Genomic DNA, 16,373 nt, shown 5'->3' on the forward strand with positions numbered 1-16,373 from the left:
GGAAAGTCACATGAAGAAATTTGCTGTAATCGTTGGGTTATTTGTTTGTTTTTCAGGACTTGCTCAAGCGGCTCCGATGCGGGCGCATGTTCTGTTCAGTGATCACATGGTACTTCAGCGGGATATGGACGTTCCGGTCTGGGGATACGCAACGGTCGGCACCGTGGTGACGGTTAAGCTGGATGGAGTTACCGTCGGAACGGCAACGACCGACTCCGCTGGCCAATGGATGGCGAGAATCGGATCGCATCCGAATGACGGCGGCGTGTCACATGTTCTGCTGATCTCTGCGCCCAGCGAAACAAGTGTTCAAATCAACGACGTAGTTTTTGGAGATGTTTATCTCGCTTCCGGGCAGTCCAACATGGCCATGACCATGGACGGTATGGGTGACGGGGGGGGCATCCTTGCTGCGGGCGGAGTGACCGGCTATGCGGATGAAATCACAGCATCTGCCGCCTATTCAAAGATTCGTCAGGTCACAGTCCTCTATACAGCGTCATCAGCCACCGAGCTAAAAGAACCGCCTCTGTCTGAGAGTTGGACAAACTGCAATCCTGCATCGATCAGCAACTTCACTGCCTCCGGCTATTTTTTCGCAAAAAATATTTATTTGGAAACCGGCGTACCCGTCGGGCTGATTTTTTCCGCCAAGGGCGGTCAGTCAATCGATGGTTTCTTAAATTCCGCCGGATGCGCGAAGGTATCTCAGCTTTCAGGAATGTTGCAAAATAAGGAGCAGGGCGGACTTCCCAATCATTTTAAAAAATATAACGCCATGATTGCTCCGCTGATGCCTTACGGCTTGCGCGGCGCCATTTGGTATCAAGGAGAATATAATACCAGCGACGATGACCTTTATCGGCATGAACTGCGGGCACTGATCCGGGGCTGGCGGCAGAGCTGGGGACAGGGAGATTTTCCGTTTTACTATGTTCAGCTGCCGAACTATACGGCCGTTAATTACTCTGGGATACGTCGGGCACAGTTTAACGTTCTGTCAGAAACTAACGTCGGTATGGCGGTGACCATTGATACTTCAAATAATACGCTTCATCCGCCTAACAAAAAGGATCCTGGATATCGTCTGGCACAATGGGCGCTGGGGAGAGATATGCTTCGTGACGGCAGGGTCTATAGCGGCCCGCTGTACCGGAGTTCAATCGTGGAAGGCTCTCAGATCCGGATTCTATTTGATTATGCCGAAACCGGATTGCTGGCGGGCACAAAGAGCGGAACCAATCCGGTGGTATCTGTCGGAACGTTACAGAATTTTGAGATTGCCGGAACGAACAGAACCTTTTTCAGCGCAACCGCTGTGATCGATAAAGATACTGTAGTTGTCTCCAGTCCGAGTGTGTCGGCCCCAGCCTATATTCGGTATTGTTATGCTTTATCATTCAGTGCCAACAAGCTTTATAACAGCGCACTGCTTCCGGCGTCGCCATTCCGTACCGACGAGGACTATCCTTTATCTGTAATTTCAGGAACCGCTTCCAGTCAGACTAACATTGTTCCCGGCTCCGTGGTGACCATTACCGCCGACGCCGCACCCAGCGGAAAAGTTTTCGACCGTTGGATCGGTGCCGCTTCAGAGATAGACAATCTTAATGCCGCGACAGCCCAGGTGACGATGCCGTCCTATGCGCTCTACCTGCTGGCAACCTATCGTGATACTGCGGCGTCAGTTTACACGCTTTCTGTCAGCAACGGTTTCGGCAGCGGAACATCAAAGACCGGCTCTGTCTTAAATATTGAGGCTTATGCCGCGCCCGCAGGGAAGGTGTTTGATCATTGGGCCGGCAACACGCAAACCGTGGTGGACGTTTCCGCCGCGGTCACCACCTTGCGGATGCCCGCCAGCGATGTATCTGTGACGGCGGTTTACCGCACGATCGACAGTGTGGGCGACGGCGTCAGCGATGCATGGCGCGCCCTTTATTTCGGTGGCGACGGCACAACCACTAACGGTCAGTCCGCCGCCAGCGCCGATCCTGACGGCGACGGCGCAAGCAACCTGAAGGAATATCTGGACGGAACCTCACCGCAGGACGGGCAGTCCGCTTTGCATATCGGGAGAACCTTTTCCGGCTCAGGCGGAGCGTTGAATTTCCGGAGCGTTACCGGATTCCGGTACCGGCTCGAAACAACCGCCAGCCTCACCTCTCCATCCTGGACGACGATGATTTACAACATCACCGGCGACGGACTGCAAAAGCAGACCAGCTTTACACTCGGAACCGCCTCCAACGGGTTCTACCGCCTCCGCCAGATCACGGAATAAAAATCCGTCCCTGCCGTCTTCCAATGTTCCGAGAAACCGGCATAATGCGCGTTTTCAAAAAGGAGACGGTATGGCGAAAAATCTAGGGCCGGAGTGGGTGAAGGATGCGGTGTTTTATCAGATTTATCCGCAGTCATTTTGCGACACCAACGGCGACGGTATTGGCGACTTGCCGGGCATTATCAAGAAACTCGACTACATCGAGAGTCTGGGCGTCAGCGCGATCTGGGTGAATCCCTGTTTTATTTCGCCGTTTTTGGACGCGGGTTATGACGTGGCCGACTACTATCACGTCGCGCCGCGCTACGGCACCGACGCGGACCTCGAAAAACTTTTCCGCGAAGCGAAGAAGCGCGGCATTCGCGTGCTGCTGGATCTGGTTCCGGGGCACACGTCGATTCAGCATCCGTGGTTCCAAGCCTCCTGCGCGCCGGAGAAGAATGAATTTTCCAACCGGTATATCTGGACCGGCAGTGCCTGGCATAACGGCGGCGCGAAGTGGTCCAGCAAAATGATTCAAGGGTTCTGCGACCGCGACGGAAGCTACATGATCAACTATTTCTGTTCGCAGCCCGCGCTCAATTTCGGCTTCGCCAAACCGGATCAACCGTGGCAGTTGCCGACGACGCATCCGGACGCGCAGGCGACCTGGCAGGAAATGCGCAATATCATGCGCTACTGGCTGGATAAGGGCGCGAGCGGTTTCCGTGTCGATATGGCCGGTTCCATTATTCGCAACGATCCGGGCGCGAAAGAAGCCAAGCGGTTCTGGCGCGAAACGCGCGAAATGCTCGACAGCGATTATCCCGAAGCGTTTATCGTTTCCGAATGGTCTTGGCCGCAAAACGCGCTCGACGCCGGTTTCCACGCCGACTTTTTCCATTTCAGCAAAGGCTACTACGGAATGTTCCGCGGCGAGGCGTTTCGCGCCGGGCCCGGTTCAGAACACTTTCAGACCGGCGCGAGTTTCTTCGACGAAGACGGGGAAGGCGACGCCTCGTTCTTCATTGAGCAGTACATGGAGCATTACCGGAAAACCAAAAACAAAGGCTACATCGCCATTCCGGTCGGCAACCATGACATCGGACGAATCAACAACCGGCGCTCGAAGAAAGACCTCGAAATCATCATGGCGTTCCTGATGACGTTCCCCGGTACGCCGTTCCTGTATTACGGCGACGAAATTGGCATGCGCCAGATGGATGAAGTACAAAGTGTCGAAGGCGCTTATGCTCCGCGCAAAGGCGCCCGCACACCGATGCAGTGGACCGCCGGGCGCAACGCCGGATTTTCTGCGGGCCGGAAAGCCGACCTGTATCTGCCGGTGGATGAAACGAAAAATGCGCCGAATGTCGCCGCGCAGGAAAAGCGCAAAGACTCGTTGCTTAACGTCACTCGCGAGCTGGTAAAACTGCGCCGCACCGAACCGGCGCTGGCGGCGGACGCCAAATTCGAAGTTCTTTACGTTAAGAAGAACAAGTTCCCGCTGATTTTCCAGCGCTCGAAAGGCCGCAGTAAAATCCTGGTTGCTTTCAATCCGTCAAAAAGCGATGTTTCCGCCCCGCTTGCAGTCGGCGACGGCCTTTTACTGGCTGGCTCCGGCGCAAAACTCGAAAAAGGCCGTTGCGTCATGCAGGGCCGTTCGTACGGAATCTGGAAACTTTAATGAGAAAAACAAACAGCCGGGAAGTCGCCGCCGAAATTATTTACCACTGGCTGGAAAGCGAAAGCTTTCCGGATCGCCAGCTGGCCGAGGTCAAAGACGATCGCGCCTTCATCACCGAACTGGTTTACGGCATCGTCCGCCGCAAACTGGCGTTGGAATACATCGAACAGAAATTTATTCCGCGCCGTCCGGAAACCTACATTCTGGCCGCGCTACACGTCGGTGTGTACCAGCTTTGCTTCATGGACAACGTCGAAGAATTTGCCGCCGTCCACGAAACCGTGGAAGCCGTCAAGAGCCGCCGCCATAAAGACGCCATCCGCGCGGCGGGGATGATCAACGCCGTTCTGCGCAACATTCAGGAAGAAAAAGCCGCCATTCTGCAGAATCTTAAAAAGCAGTCCGACGAAATCCGTCTTTCCCATCCCGAGTCGCTCATCAACCGCTGGGTCAAACAGTACGGCGAGCGCGATACGCTCCAGCTTTGCGAATGGAACAACCAGCCAGCCGAAACGATTCTGCGCGTCGAACCGGTTCGCATTGCACCGGATGAATTTATCAAAGCGCTGGAAGCCGCCGGAATTGATGCCAAGCCGCACCCGTTTCCGAGCGCGGAAACTTTTCTGATTCTTCCGCGCGGCGTCGCCGTGCCGAAAGTTCCCGGCTACAAAGAAGGCTGGTTCACCGTGCAGGATCCGGCCACGTCGGTTTCCGTCGAACTGCTCGATCCGCGCCCCGGCGAATCGGTGCTGGATGCCTGTGCCGCGCCCGGCGGCAAGACCGCCATGATGGCCGGCATGATGGAAGGGAAGGGCGAGCTGATCGCCATGGATGTTCACGATGACCGGCTCGATACGCTGCAAGACACCATCAAACGCACCGGCTGGGACTTTGTAAAAATTCTGAAAGGCGACGCCGCCAAAGGGTTTCCGGAGAAGAGTAAACAGTTCGACGCCATTCTGCTCGACGTGCCGTGCCTGAATACCGGCGTACTGCGCCGCCGCGTCGATGCCCGCTGGCGCTTCACCCGCGACCGCATTGAAATGATCAAAAAGACCCAGCGCCAGATTCTCAACGCCATGTCCAAGCATGTGAAACCCGGCGGACGGCTGGTTTACAGCACATGCAGTTTGGAAGTGGAAGAGAACGAAGAAATGGTCAGCCGCTGGGCGCGCGATCAGAAAGATTTCCGCCTCGTCAAAGCCAAACGCCTCTTCCCGCCGAAATCCGGCACCGACGGCGCCTATGCCGCGCTGCTCGTCAGGGATTAAACTTTCTGGAGTGCTCCGGCAAACGAAGTGCGACGGAGCTTTTCTTTATTGGCAGGAACAAAGCGGCCTCGCGCGTTGCTTGCGTCCGCACTCCAGAATTTTTCTCGTTGAGATACGGTTATAACCACCAATCAAAAAGCCACGCTAAAAAACGCGCTCCAAAGATTGCTGCCAATCCGCCAGTAATAGCACCCCACACAGCGGCTTCAATCAGTAGAGCTTCGACATTTTGACTTTGTTGAAACGTAAAATCGAAAAGCAAAGTAGAAAGTACTCCGAAAATAAATCCCCCGATAAATCGACCATACCAAGAGAGGAAAAAGCTGTCTGTTGATTTTTGTTTCACGATTTTTATTTCCTGTGACCGAGTGTGGAAACGGGGCTGGAGTCTGTCAAATTGAAAGCCGGGAATTGTAGCCGAGGTCCGTGACCTCGGACTATTGTTTCATCCGCGATCGCGGATCGCGGCTACAGGAACAGAGCGGCCTCGCGCGTTGCTTGCGTCCGCACTCCAGAATTTTTCCTGCCGGGCAGATTAATTTTTTGGTGCGAGGCCGGGGGCCATGTTGAATGGAGCGGTGTTGGTGCGGACGAAGTTGGTGGATCCCGCGGCGGCCATACGCTTGCTCAGCCGGGCCTGTAACGGATCATCATCGGAGAGTTTGTTGATCTGTTCGAGCGGCTCTTTTTTTTCTGCCAGCGGATAGTCGATCAGGCTTACGGTGTACCGCTCGTCGCAATGGTCGCCGTGAATTCGGCACCGGTAATGGTCGCAGTACGTTTCAGAGAATCCGCCACGAACCGTTTGTGAAAAGCCCGCTCCGGCGGAGCAAAGCAGCACAATAATCAGTGGCTGGATTTTCAAATGCATGGAACATTCAGCGGAGCGCCGCTTTGGATTTAATGAAAAAGTAGGCGACTACGCCGCAGGTCATAAGCGGAGAGAGCCAGACGGGAATATGGATGCCGAAGCTTTCGAGCACCATGAAGAGGCCGAGGAATAGGACGGAGTACATCGCGCCGTTTTTCAGGTAGAGATATTTTTTGATCCGCTCGACGTTGCCGACGGTGAGCTGGCGGACGACCAGCGCGCCGAGTCCGTTGCCGAGCAGAATGAGCGGCACGGAAAGCGTGAAGGCGAACGCGCCGAGTACGCCGTCGATCGAGAAGGTGGCGTCGATGACTTCGAGGTAGAGGATTTTGCTCCAGTCCGACAGACCGTTCTGCATTAGCGTTTTCTCGGCGTGTTCCGCCTGCTGGCGGAAGCCGTGGGTGATGAAGAAGGCGGTGGAGCCGACGACTGCGCCGAAGGCCATCGCCGGATTGATTTTCAGCGCGAGCCAGACGAGGACGGCAAGCAGGACGGCGACGATGGCAAAAAACCAAACGCCTTGTTTATGAAAGAACTCTTCGCCGGCGAGGCCGTAGTTTTTCGGTTCGATGAAAAGCCAGTGAAAAAACAGAAACAGCAGGAACGTACCGCCGCCGATCAGGAGTGTCGGCGCCGCTTTTTCGACGGCTTCGATGACCGAAGCGTCGCCGCTGAACGTCGCGGTCAGAGCGCCGATCGGGCCGAGATCCGGCATGGAGGCCCAGACGATAATCCACGGGAGCAGTCCGCGGACGAGAAATACGGCGATGAACAGTCCCCAGACAAGGAACCAGCGCCGTGCCTTGGCCTGCATGGTGGAGAGCACCTCGGCGTTGATAATGGCGTTGTCGATGCTGGTGATGGTTTCGAACAGGCATAGCCCGACGACGACAAAGATAAGAGAAAAGATGTCCATAAGTTATGTGTTTCCGGTTTTGTGCGGCAGAGTGTGGAAACCGGACCCGGTTCTGTCAATTTGAAACCGGCGGCAGGCGTTCGCGCTTCAATTCTTTTCCATCATTCAGGTATTCCCTTCTTTAGTTTCCCCTCCTATACTCTGCCGCCATGAAAGCAATGGATGCAAATTTACGCAGTGAAGTGGTTCGCTGGCAGGAAAAGCTGTTTAAGCGTTCTGTCCGGCGGCAGATTCGTTTCCGCACGATTAAAGAGCTGATCGGTATTACGACGAATCAGAACTGTCTTGAGATCACCGCCGGTGACGGCGTGATCAGTGCCCGGCTGCGTGAAGGCGGCGGACGCTGGAAAACGCTGGTGCTTTCCGGCGCGGCCAAATCCTCGCTCGACTGGTTTGTAGAGGATCAGGTCGAAATTCTGCAGGGCCCTGCGATCAAAGACCCCGACGGAACCTACGACGTGGTGGTGATCGTGGACGCGCTGGAGCGCGTCCGCGACGACTATGCCTTTATTAAGGAATGCCACCGCGTTCTGAAGTCTGACGGGCGGCTGGTGATCACCGCCGCGCGCAAAGCCCTTTGCCTGGGGGCCTGTCCGCTTCGCTCGATGCTTGGACTTTCCTGGCGCGCAAAAGGACTTGAACGGCCCGGCTATACCAGCGGCGAACTGTTTGAAGTGCTCAAGGACGGGTTCGATGTGCCGGAAACCGATTCCTATTCCACCGGGTGCATCGAAGTGCCCGGTTTGATCTGCGAGGCGATCGCCAACAAAATGACGCACGGGCTTTATAACATGCCTTCCGAAAACACCGGAACGGAGCAGTTTTACCAATATACCAAGCTCAACGTACTGGCCATGCTGGTTTATCCGCTGATGTGGCTGCTGGCGAAACTGGAAGATGAACTGCTTTTCTTCGCTTCCGGACATAATCTGGTCGCCAAAACCAAGCGGCGCGTCTGGCGCGCCCGCAAACAGCCGGTTCTGATTGACGGACGCTCCATCGCCGAAGCCGCCATTAACACCAAGATTGGATCCGCCGCGCCGTTTTAACGGCAAAGGGGTTGACAGCGGCGGACGAACTTGGCAGGGTTTGCGCTCTTTTTGAATTTCAGTGGAGATTGAACAATGAAACGTACATGGCAGCCTTCGAAAATTAAACGCGCACGTAAACACGGTTTCCGTGCCCGTATGGAAACAGCGGATGGACGGAAAATCCTCGCCAACCGCCGCCGTAAAGGCCGCAAACGTCTGACCGTTTGTGATGCGTAAGACGCTCTCGCCGGAGGATAACCCGGTGGACTCAAAAACGCTTTCTAAAGAACAACGTCTGATTCAAGCCTCCCTCTTCGGGGAGGCTTTTGCGCAGAAAAATAACTTTGTCGGACGCTATATGGTTTTCTGGCTCCGCACCGGACAGAACGCCGCCTTGCGGCTCGGCGTAGTGACCAGCAAGAAAGTCAGTAACCGCGCCGTTGACCGTAATCTGGCTCGCCGCCGCCTGCGCGAAATTTTCCGCCAGCATCGCACGGAACTTTCCGGGCCGTTCGATCTCGTCATCATTGCCCGCCAGAACCTGCTCGCCGCGTCCTATGCCGACGTAGAGCGCGAATTCCTGCGGTTGGCGGAGAAGGCAGGGTTGCTGACCCAATGAGACGCCTATTCATAGCGCTGGTTCGGATTTATCAAAAAACCGCCTCACGGATGAAGCCGGCCTGCTGCCGCTTTTATCCCAGTTGTTCCGATTATACGATTGAAGCGCTTGAGAAGCATGGCATAGTTTACGGCCTTTGGCTGAGTTTCCGGCGCATATGCCGGTGTCATCCGTGGAATCCCGGCGGGTGTGATCCCGTTCCGGAGGTCAGGGATCAGGGGTCAGGAGTCGGGAACCAGAAAAAAAACAGCGATCAGAGATCGGATTGAACGGTTTCAGCGATTTGAACGAGGCGCATCACGCCGATTGAACGAAAGATACGGATTATGAAGAAAAACGATTTTATTATTGTAGGTATCCTGGTGGCCCTGATGTTTGTCTGGATGAATTTCTATCCGGCAATCGAGCAGAAGTATTTTCCGAGGCCTGCACAACCTGCACCGCAGGTCGCTCCTGTTGCCGCAGAAAAACCGGCAGTTTCGGTGACGGCTGAAAAATCCGCCGTCATTGCTGAAGCTGTATCCGCCAAAGTCCCGGAAGCGGTTCTGCCGTCTGCGCCCGAACAGACGATGACGCTTTCCAATGACGACATCGAACTGACCGTTTCATCCTACGGCGGCGCGGTGGTTTCCGCGGTTCTCAGCAACTATCCCGCCGAAAACCGTAAAGGCAGCGGGCCGGTTATTCTCGATTTCACCAATGCTCCGGCTCTGCGTTATGCCGGCTTGCCGGTTCCTGCCGGAGTGCTTGAAAAAACCGCGGATGGACTGCGCTATGTCGCGGCGCTCGGCGATGGACGCTTTCTGGAGCGAACTCTCAAGCTCGAAGGTGAATACCTTCTGAAAGTCGAAGATTCTTTCGTCAACAGCGGCAAAACTCCGTGGGTTCTGCCGGAGCTGCGCCTGCCGACCGGCCCGATGTCTGAAGCCAAAGGAACCACCGCGATGGTGGGAGTGATCACGCTGGGCGTTGATACCTTCGCGCCCGCTGATGGCGTTCATCACTGGGGTAAGGAATTTAATAAACTGTTCAGTGACGCGACCAAAACCGGAATGCGGACGGCTACGCCAGAGCAGATTGCTCCGCGTTCAGTTGACTGGGTGGCCGCCAAAAATAAATTTTTCGTACAGATTCTGACGCCGGAACGTGCCGCCAGCGCCTTCGACCTTTCTGTCCGCCGTGCCGGTGAAGGCAAAAAGAACGTACCGGCGGAAGTTTCTGCCGCCATCAAGTTTAATTCCGAGCAGGTCGCGGCGAACGAAACGCTGACCCGCAAAGCCAGTTTTTATATCGGCCCGAAAGACTATTCTTTCCTCAAGACGCAGGGTATGGAGCAGGTTGAGGTGATGGAATTCAAGAGCATGGGCTTCTGGAAATTCATGAACCCGATTATGTATCCGATCAAGACCGGTCTGTTATGGGGGTTAAAAGCGTTGCATGTCGTTGTGCATAACTACGGTGTGGCGATTCTGCTCCTGACCGTCATCGTCCGCATGATCTTCTGGCCGATCACCCATAAAGGCACCGAAAGCATGCGGAAAATGCAGGCACTTCAACCGCAGCTCAAAGAAATCCGTGAAAAGTTCAAAGACAATCCGCAGCGTATGCAGCAGGAAACCATGGCGTTCTACAAAGAGAACAAGGTTAATCCGCTGGGTGGCTGTCTGCCGATGCTTATTCAGATTCCGGTATTTATCGCGCTGTTTGTTGTGTTGCGCAGCGCCGTTGAATTGCGCTTTTCCAAGTTTCTTTGGATCAGCGACCTTTCCGAGCCGGAAAATCTCTTTGCCGGAATGATTCCGGTCGTCGGATCGCTCAATATCCTGCCGCTCCTGATGACCGTCACCACGATCTGGCAGCAGAAAATGACGCCGAGCGCCGGGGATCCTCAGCAGCAGAAAATAATGGCGATTATGATGCCGCTGATGATGCTGTTCTTTTTCTACACCATGCCGTCCGGCCTTGTTCTCTACTGGACGACCAGCAATTTGATTATGATCGTTCAGATGATGATCAAAAAGCAGCCGCCGGTTGCGGTTGCAAAATAATCCGGTTGGGCCAGTTCTCAGCCGACCGGATTTGAGATACAATGTGCCGCAAAAGAGGAGGCGTTTATGAAATGGTTGCGTTTCTCCGCATCACTTGTTATCGGCGCTTTGATCGCCGGTTGTGCGTCCAGCGACTCTGGCGATGTCTATTCCCGCGATCAGGTGCGTCGCACACAGACCGTTCAGCTCGGCACGGTTCTGCAGATCAAGAACGTAAAAATTGAAGGCACCAAATCCGGTGTCGGAACGGTTGCCGGTGCCGTGGCTGGCGGCGTGGCGGGCAGTACCATCGGTGCCGGCTCCGGCCGGACGCTGGCGGCGCTCGGCGGTGCGGCTCTTGGCGCGGTCGGCGGAACCGTCGCCGAAGAACAGCTCACCAAAAAGACCGGCATCGAAATCACCGTCAAACTCGACAGCGGTTCGACCATCGCCGTGGTACAGGAAGCCGACATTATGTTTTCTGTTGGCGAGCGCGTTCGCGTACTGACCTCTGGCGGAATCACCCGCGTCACCAAATAGAGCACTTCACGAATGAAATGCCGCACCCATATTTTGTAGGACGAGCTTCTCTGTATCCAGAGAGCCTGTGTCCCATGCACGGGCAGGAGCACACACGCTCCCGAATACGGGAAGCGCGTCCTACAAGAGAATCGGCATCTCAATTGTTAAGTGCTATAGCATCATTCGCCGAGTACGCAAACGGAGTGCGCCGGAACGAGGAATACAGAATTACTGCTGGCGGAAGAACCTGCTAGCGGATCGGTTGAGAGAATAAGATTCCAATTCCCTTCCGGCAGCTCGAAGGAAAGATCGACCGCTTCATTATTAATCAGAATGAGCAGTTCATCTTTGCCTTTGATGTGCATGCCAAGCGCGCGGTCATGCTGCCAGTCGACGGAGAGCCCTTCCTCGCCGATCCATTCGACATCACCTTCGCCGGTGTAAAATTTTCCAGAACACAGCGCGGGATGTTTTTTGCGCAGGGCAATCAGCTGGCGAGTAAACTCGAACAGCTCCCGGTTTTTTTCAAGGAACGACCAATCCACCCGCGAAATCCCGTTGTCCTGACAGTAGGCGTTATTGTTGCCGGACTGGGTGCGACCGAATTCGTCGCCGGCGGTGAGCATTGGAACTCCGCGCGACAGAAACAGCGTGGCGAGCAGGTTTTTCTGCTGTTTAAGTCGCCGTGCGCAAATGGTCTCTTCATCAGTTGGCCCCTCAAAACCGAAGTTGACGCTGTTATTCTGTTTTTCGCCGTCGCGGTTTTCTTCGCCGTTGGCTTCGTTGTGCCGGATTGCGTAGCTGACAAGGTCGGCGAGAGTGAAGCCGTCGTGTGATGTGACGAAGTTGATGCTCTTGAGCGGTGAACCGCCGTTGTGCTGGTAGAGATCGGCGCTGCCAGCCAGACGCGTAGCAAGAAGGCCGATCGTTTCGCCTTCATTCCAGAAACGGCGGACGTCGTCGCGGAAGCGTCCGTTCCAGTCAGAAAAACGCTTGCCGGGAAAACTGCCGACCTGATAGCCGCCGAGAGCGTCCCATGCCTCGGCGATCAGTTTTATTTTTTTGAGTGCCGGTTCGGCCTCAATGGCTTTGATGACCGGCGGATGTTCCAGCAGTTCTCCGTCCGGGTCGCGGCACAGCACGGTGGCGAGGTCGAAGCGGAATCCGTCCACATGCATTTCCTGCGCCCAGTATTTGAGACAGTCAACGATCAGCTGTTTCGCAATCGGGTGGTTGCAGTTGAAGGTGTTGCCGCATCCACTCCAGTCGGGATAAGTGCCGTCCGGCTTGATCATATAATACGCCGGTTCATCCAGTCCGCGGAAGCTGTACACCGGACCGTTAAACGGCCCCTCGGCGGTGTGGTTGAAGACGATGTCGAGAATGACTTCAATCCCGGCATTATGCAGCGCTTTGACCAGCGTTTTGAATTCCGTGATTGCCGCGCCGGGCTCGCGCGAGGCGGCGTAACGGCTCATCGGCGCGAAAAAGGCGAGGGTGCTGTAGCCCCAGAAGTTGAGCAGATGTTTGCGCGCCGCGCCTTCGAGTAGGAATTCCAGCTCGTTAAATTCCATGACCGGCATAAATTCCACAGCGGTGATGCCGAGCGACTGCAGGTGCGGAATTTTTTCAATGAAGTCGAGATAGGTTCCGCCGCCGGTGAGGCCGCGCAGATGCGCTTCATAGATGATGGTTTTTTCGAGCGGAGTTTCCGGACGTTTTTCGCCGCGCCAGTCGAAGTGATCATCCGTGATGATGCCTTTCGGAAAGTGCCTGCCGGTGCGGATGTGCTGTCCCGGTTCGATCCCGGCTGATTCTCCCCAGCTCCGCGAAAAGTGAACGGCGCGGGCATACGGATCGAGCAGCCACTGTTCGGGAACGGCGTCGGTGCGGTAAAGATACAATGTGCCGGAATGAACGCCGGAAACGGTTGTATGCCAGAGCGGCCCGCCGGTCATTTCAATTTCGCGCGTTGGTGTTTCGGCGTCGGCGGAATCAAAGAGCAGCAGCCAGAGCCGGTTGGCACGGCTGTGTACGACGAATTGAGTTTCCTCTTTGCGGATGTGTACGCCGAGTTTCATGGCAGACAGTGTACGCCGCCCGGGCTGAATTTCAACAGTTCCATATCGATTGAAAAGCTTCGACAGCGCGGGGCGTTCCGTGGTTTAACTTCGCGCTCATGTACAAAAAAGGACAGATCATCGAGACGGAGCTTTTCGACACGGCGGACAAAAACCGCTGCGTCGGGAAGATGGAAGACGGCATCCGCGTATTTGTCGAAGGGACAGCCGCCGTCGGCGACACCGTCCGCGCCGAAGTTTATAAAATCAAAAAGCGTTATCTGGTCGCTCAGCTGAAAGAGATTCTGAAATTTTCCGACCGGCGCACGGAGCCGCGCTGTAAGTACTTTGGTGTGTGCGGCGGATGCAAATGGCAGCATCTCGACTATGCCGAACAGTTGCGCATCAAACGCAAACAGGTAGTCGATGCACTCGAACATCTCGGTAACTTTGAAAGCCCGGTCGTCGGCGAATGTATTCCAGCGGAAGAAGTTTTCGGCTACCGCAATAAGATCGATATGGATTTTACCGACCGGCGCTACCTGACCGCCGACGAGATGAATATCCCAGAGGCTGAGCTGAGTAAGCCGCTCGATTTCGCGCTCGGCTTTCATGCGCCGGGTTGCTTTGCCAAAGCCATCGACATCGACCATTGCGATCTGGCGTCGGAAGAAATGAATCTGGCGGTTGAAACGGTCCGCCGCTTCTGTCGCGACCGGAAGATTCCGGTCTATTCCACCTTCACGCACGAAGGCTTCCTGCGCAATCTGGTTGTCCGGCGCGGACAGCGCACCGGCGAGCTGATGGTGAATCTGATCACGCTGACGCACGATGCGGCGCTGATGGGCGAACTGTATGCGGAATTGAAGTCGGCACTCGGCGAAAAGCTGACGACGTTTATTAATGCCACGACCGACCGGAAAAACATGGTGGCGTTCGGCGATCAGGAATATGTGCTGTGCGGCGAAGGAAGTATCTCCGACCGGCTTGGCGAATACACCTACCGCATTTCGCCCAACTCGTTTTTCCAGACCAACACCGTGCAGGCCGAAAAACTTTATAACGAAATCCTGACCGCCGCGCGGTTCAAAGGCGATGAGACGGTTTACGATCTCTTTTGTGGAACCGGTTCCATCGCGCTGTTCGCCGCGAAGCACTGCGCCCGCATCCTCGGCATTGAACTGGTCGAGGCCGCCGTGGCCGATGCACAGAAAAATGCGCAGGAACACGGCGCGAAAAACTGTACGTTCCGGCAGATGGATTTGATGCACTTCGGGAAAATCCGTGCGGAACTCGAAGCGTTCGGTCTGCCGGATGTCGTTATCACCGATCCGCCGCGCGCCGGAATGCATCCCAAGGCGGTGGAAATGCTGCGCGAGCTCGCGCCGCCGGTCGTGATTTATGTGAGTTGCAATCCGGCTTCGCTGGCGCGTGACGGACAGCTGCTTTGCGAAGGCGGACTTTATAAACTCATCAGCGCCCAGCCGGTCGATCTTTTCCCGCAAACCAATCACGTCGAAAGCGTCGCCCGCTTTGAACGGGTTTAATCGCTCTGTTCGCTTGCGGAAATCCGGCGAAAGGTCTATCACTTTGTCTTTTTAACGGAGGGAAATTTTATGCCGCTACTGTTCGATATGCCGTTTGAAAAGCTGAAGGAATACCGCGGAACCAATCCGAAGCCGGTAGACTTTGACGCATACTGGGAAAAAGCGCTGGCTGAAATGTGCGCAGTCGATCCGCAGATTGAAATTATCCCTGACGCAGAGTTTCAGACTCCGTTTGCGATCTGCTCTCATCTTTGGTTCACCGGCGTCGGCGGCGCGCGGATTCACGCTAAACTGCTCCAGCCGAAAAACGGCTTAAAAAAGCATCCGGCGGTTCTGCACTTTCACGGCTACACCGGCAATTGCGGAGACTGGCACGATAAGCTGAGTTACGCCGCCGCCGGGTTCACCGTTGCGGCGCTCGATTGCCGCGGGCAGGGCGGCCGTTCCGAAGACGTCGGCGGAGTGAAGGGGAATACGCATCAGGGACAGATTATCCGCGGGCTGGATGACTCACCTGAAAAACTGCTTTACCGATCCATCTATCTCGACACGGCGCAACTGGCGAAAATTGTCATGGAGATGCCGGACGTGGACGCGACGAGGGTCGGCGCGATGGGCGGCAGTCAGGGCGGTGGACTCACGCTGGCTTGCGCTTCGCTGGAACCGCGCATTAAACGGATTGCTCCGCAGTATCCGTTCCTTTCCGACTATCGCCGGGTCTGGGATATGGATCAGGCGAAGGATGCCTACTTTGAGCTGAAAAATTTCTTCCGCCACTTTGATCCGCAGCATAAACGGGAAGATGAAGTTTTTACCCGGCTCGGCTACATCGATGTGCAGCACCTCGCGCCGCGCATTAAGGCCGAAGTCATGATGGGCGTCGGATTTTCCGACACGATCTGTCCGCCCTCCACGCAGTTCGCGGCCTATAACAAAATCACTTCGAAGAAATCACTGGAGACCTATCCCGACTTCGGACACGAAAACCTGCCCGGCTTCTGGGACAAGGCGTTCCAGTTTATGCTGGAGCTTTAGGAAACCAAATGGAAACCATCCAAACCATTATGACGCGCCGGAGCATCCGTGCATTCAAGGATACGCCGGTGACGGATGCGCAGATCAACGTTCTGCTCGAAGCGGCGATGAATGCGCCGAGCGCTGGCGACGGGCGTCCGTGGCATTTTGTAGTGACGACCGACCGCACGAAACTTGACGCGCTGGCCGATGCGCTGGACGAAGGTAAGCCGATGTTTAAGCAGGCGCAGGCCGCCATCCTGATTTGTCTGGATGAGTCGCGCGAAAAATTTAAAGGCTTCGGCCCGCAGGATTGTTCCTGCGCGGCGCAGAATCTCCAGCTTGCCGCGCACGACATGGGGCTGGGTACCGTTTGGATCGCGGTGATCGGCGTGCCGCCGCGCGTCGCGGGCTGCCGCAAGGTGCTGGGCGTGCCGGAACCGATTATTCCATTCGCCGTTTTCCCGCTCGGTGTGCCGGGCGAAAGTTTGCCTGCTGAGTACCGTTATGATTCATCCCGTGTTCACACGGATCGCTGGTAAATT

General features: G+C 55.5%; 16 protein-coding genes. 12 read left to right on the top strand and 4 right to left on the bottom strand.

Going from position 1 to position 16,373, the window contains the following annotated elements:
* The first annotated feature begins 10 nt into the window (after window positions 1–10).
* The 3 genes from HOO88_07355 (at window position 11) to rsmB (ending at window position 5,221) form a co-directional block, all read left to right on the top strand.
* The gene (locus tag HOO88_07355) at window positions 11–2,284 is read left to right on the top strand and encodes a hypothetical protein (GenBank protein ID NOU36570.1); all 2,274 of its coding nucleotides are present in this window, start codon (window positions 11–13) and stop codon (window positions 2,282–2,284) included.
* 70 nt (window positions 2,285–2,354) lie between these two features.
* The gene (locus HOO88_07360; GenBank protein NOU36571.1) at window positions 2,355–3,950 is read left to right on the top strand and encodes a glycosylase; all 1,596 of its coding nucleotides are present in this window, start codon (window positions 2,355–2,357) and stop codon (window positions 3,948–3,950) included.
* On the top strand, window positions 3,950–5,221 hold the full coding sequence (rsmB, locus tag HOO88_07365) for a 16S rRNA (cytosine(967)-C(5))-methyltransferase RsmB (protein NOU36572.1): 1,272 nt from the start codon (window positions 3,950–3,952) through the stop codon (window positions 5,219–5,221). The genes HOO88_07360 and rsmB overlap by 1 nt, the downstream gene beginning before the upstream one ends.
* A gap of 118 nt (window positions 5,222–5,339) precedes the next feature.
* On the opposite strand, the gene HOO88_07370 is transcribed toward rsmB, so the two are convergent.
* The 3 genes from HOO88_07370 to HOO88_07380 all read right to left on the bottom strand — a co-directional run bounded on the left by HOO88_07370 (window position 5,340) and on the right by HOO88_07380 (window position 7,008).
* Window positions 5,340–5,567 carry a hypothetical protein gene (locus tag HOO88_07370; protein NOU36573.1) on the bottom strand — a complete coding sequence of 76 codons (228 nt, stop codon included), beginning with the start codon at window positions 5,565–5,567 and terminating at the stop codon, window positions 5,340–5,342.
* Between the two features lie 189 nt (window positions 5,568–5,756).
* Window positions 5,757–6,092 carry a hypothetical protein gene (locus tag HOO88_07375; GenBank protein NOU36574.1) on the bottom strand — a complete coding sequence of 112 codons (336 nt, stop codon included), beginning with the start codon at window positions 6,090–6,092 and terminating at the stop codon, window positions 5,757–5,759.
* 7 nt (window positions 6,093–6,099) lie between these two features.
* Window positions 6,100–7,008: a DUF475 domain-containing protein gene (locus tag HOO88_07380; GenBank protein ID NOU36575.1), complete on the bottom strand. Its 909-nt coding sequence runs from the start codon at window positions 7,006–7,008 to the stop codon at window positions 6,100–6,102.
* Window positions 7,009–7,166: 158 nt separating this feature from the next.
* Between HOO88_07380 and HOO88_07385 the strand changes: the two genes are divergently transcribed.
* From HOO88_07385 to HOO88_07410, 6 genes are all read left to right on the top strand, one after another.
* Window positions 7,167–8,057 carry a class I SAM-dependent methyltransferase gene (locus tag HOO88_07385; GenBank protein ID NOU36576.1) on the top strand — a complete coding sequence of 297 codons (891 nt, stop codon included), beginning with the start codon at window positions 7,167–7,169 and terminating at the stop codon, window positions 8,055–8,057.
* Between the two features lie 75 nt (window positions 8,058–8,132).
* Window positions 8,133–8,276: a 50S ribosomal protein L34 gene (gene rpmH / locus HOO88_07390; protein NOU36577.1), complete on the top strand. Its 144-nt coding sequence runs from the start codon at window positions 8,133–8,135 to the stop codon at window positions 8,274–8,276.
* On the top strand, window positions 8,269–8,658 hold the full coding sequence (gene rnpA / locus HOO88_07395) for a ribonuclease P protein component (GenBank protein NOU36578.1): 390 nt from the start codon (window positions 8,269–8,271) through the stop codon (window positions 8,656–8,658). Before rpmH ends, rnpA begins: the two co-directional genes overlap by 8 nt.
* Window positions 8,655–8,927, top strand: coding sequence for a membrane protein insertion efficiency factor YidD (gene yidD, locus HOO88_07400; protein ID NOU36579.1), 273 nt, complete (start codon window positions 8,655–8,657; stop codon window positions 8,925–8,927). The genes rnpA and yidD overlap by 4 nt, the downstream gene beginning before the upstream one ends.
* A gap of 57 nt (window positions 8,928–8,984) precedes the next feature.
* Entirely contained in the window at window positions 8,985–10,706 is a 1,722-nt protein-coding gene (yidC, locus tag HOO88_07405; GenBank protein ID NOU36580.1) for a membrane protein insertase YidC, read from the top strand.
* 66 nt (window positions 10,707–10,772) lie between these two features.
* The gene (locus HOO88_07410) at window positions 10,773–11,225 is read left to right on the top strand and encodes a glycine zipper 2TM domain-containing protein (protein ID NOU36581.1); all 453 of its coding nucleotides are present in this window, start codon (window positions 10,773–10,775) and stop codon (window positions 11,223–11,225) included.
* Between the two features lie 161 nt (window positions 11,226–11,386).
* On the opposite strand, the gene glgX is transcribed toward HOO88_07410, so the two are convergent.
* Window positions 11,387–13,288: a glycogen debranching protein GlgX gene (gene glgX / locus HOO88_07415; protein ID NOU36582.1), complete on the bottom strand. Its 1,902-nt coding sequence runs from the start codon at window positions 13,286–13,288 to the stop codon at window positions 11,387–11,389.
* Window positions 13,289–13,386: 98 nt separating this feature from the next.
* On the opposite strand from glgX, the gene rlmD reads away from it, so the two are divergent.
* From rlmD to HOO88_07430, 3 genes are all read left to right on the top strand, one after another.
* Window positions 13,387–14,814, top strand: a complete 1,428-nt coding sequence (gene rlmD / locus HOO88_07420; GenBank protein ID NOU36583.1) for a 23S rRNA (uracil(1939)-C(5))-methyltransferase RlmD — start codon at window positions 13,387–13,389, stop codon at window positions 14,812–14,814.
* 69 nt (window positions 14,815–14,883) lie between these two features.
* On the top strand, window positions 14,884–15,849 hold the full coding sequence (locus HOO88_07425) for a prolyl oligopeptidase family serine peptidase (GenBank protein NOU36584.1): 966 nt from the start codon (window positions 14,884–14,886) through the stop codon (window positions 15,847–15,849).
* A gap of 8 nt (window positions 15,850–15,857) precedes the next feature.
* On the top strand, window positions 15,858–16,370 hold the full coding sequence (locus tag HOO88_07430; GenBank protein ID NOU36585.1) for a nitroreductase family protein: 513 nt from the start codon (window positions 15,858–15,860) through the stop codon (window positions 16,368–16,370).
* Window positions 16,371–16,373 lie beyond the last annotated feature (3 nt).

The sequence above is a fragment of the Kiritimatiellaceae bacterium genome, from assembly GCA_013141415.1.
In the GTDB taxonomy this organism is placed as follows: Bacteria; Verrucomicrobiota; Kiritimatiellia; order Kiritimatiellales; family Tichowtungiaceae; genus Tichowtungia.

What these genes read in the sequence shown, in the direction of transcription:
- yidC (NOU36580.1), top strand. Translation starts at nt 8,985, where the DNA reads ATGAAGAAAAACGATTTTATTATTGTAGGTATCCTGGTGGCCCTGATG.
- rlmD (NOU36583.1), top strand. Translation starts at nt 13,387, where the DNA reads ATGTACAAAAAAGGACAGATCATCGAGACGGAGCTTTTCGACACGGCG.
- HOO88_07385 (NOU36576.1), top strand. Translation starts at nt 7,167, where the DNA reads ATGGATGCAAATTTACGCAGTGAAGTGGTTCGCTGGCAGGAAAAGCTG.
- HOO88_07430 (NOU36585.1), top strand. Translation starts at nt 15,858, where the DNA reads ATGGAAACCATCCAAACCATTATGACGCGCCGGAGCATCCGTGCATTC.
- HOO88_07425 (NOU36584.1), top strand. Translation starts at nt 14,884, where the DNA reads ATGCCGCTACTGTTCGATATGCCGTTTGAAAAGCTGAAGGAATACCGC.
- rsmB (NOU36572.1), top strand. Translation starts at nt 3,950, where the DNA reads ATGAGAAAAACAAACAGCCGGGAAGTCGCCGCCGAAATTATTTACCAC.
- HOO88_07380 (NOU36575.1), bottom strand. Translation starts at nt 7,008, where the DNA reads ATGGACATCTTTTCTCTTATCTTTGTCGTCGTCGGGCTATGCCTGTTC.
- HOO88_07355 (NOU36570.1), top strand. Translation starts at nt 11, where the DNA reads ATGAAGAAATTTGCTGTAATCGTTGGGTTATTTGTTTGTTTTTCAGGA.
- rnpA (NOU36578.1), top strand. Translation starts at nt 8,269, where the DNA reads ATGCGTAAGACGCTCTCGCCGGAGGATAACCCGGTGGACTCAAAAACG.
- HOO88_07410 (NOU36581.1), top strand. Translation starts at nt 10,773, where the DNA reads ATGAAATGGTTGCGTTTCTCCGCATCACTTGTTATCGGCGCTTTGATC.
- rpmH (NOU36577.1), top strand. Translation starts at nt 8,133, where the DNA reads ATGAAACGTACATGGCAGCCTTCGAAAATTAAACGCGCACGTAAACAC.
- HOO88_07360 (NOU36571.1), top strand. Translation starts at nt 2,355, where the DNA reads ATGGCGAAAAATCTAGGGCCGGAGTGGGTGAAGGATGCGGTGTTTTAT.
- HOO88_07375 (NOU36574.1), bottom strand. Translation starts at nt 6,092, where the DNA reads ATGCATTTGAAAATCCAGCCACTGATTATTGTGCTGCTTTGCTCCGCC.
- yidD (NOU36579.1), top strand. Translation starts at nt 8,655, where the DNA reads ATGAGACGCCTATTCATAGCGCTGGTTCGGATTTATCAAAAAACCGCC.
- glgX (NOU36582.1), bottom strand. Translation starts at nt 13,288, where the DNA reads ATGAAACTCGGCGTACACATCCGCAAAGAGGAAACTCAATTCGTCGTA.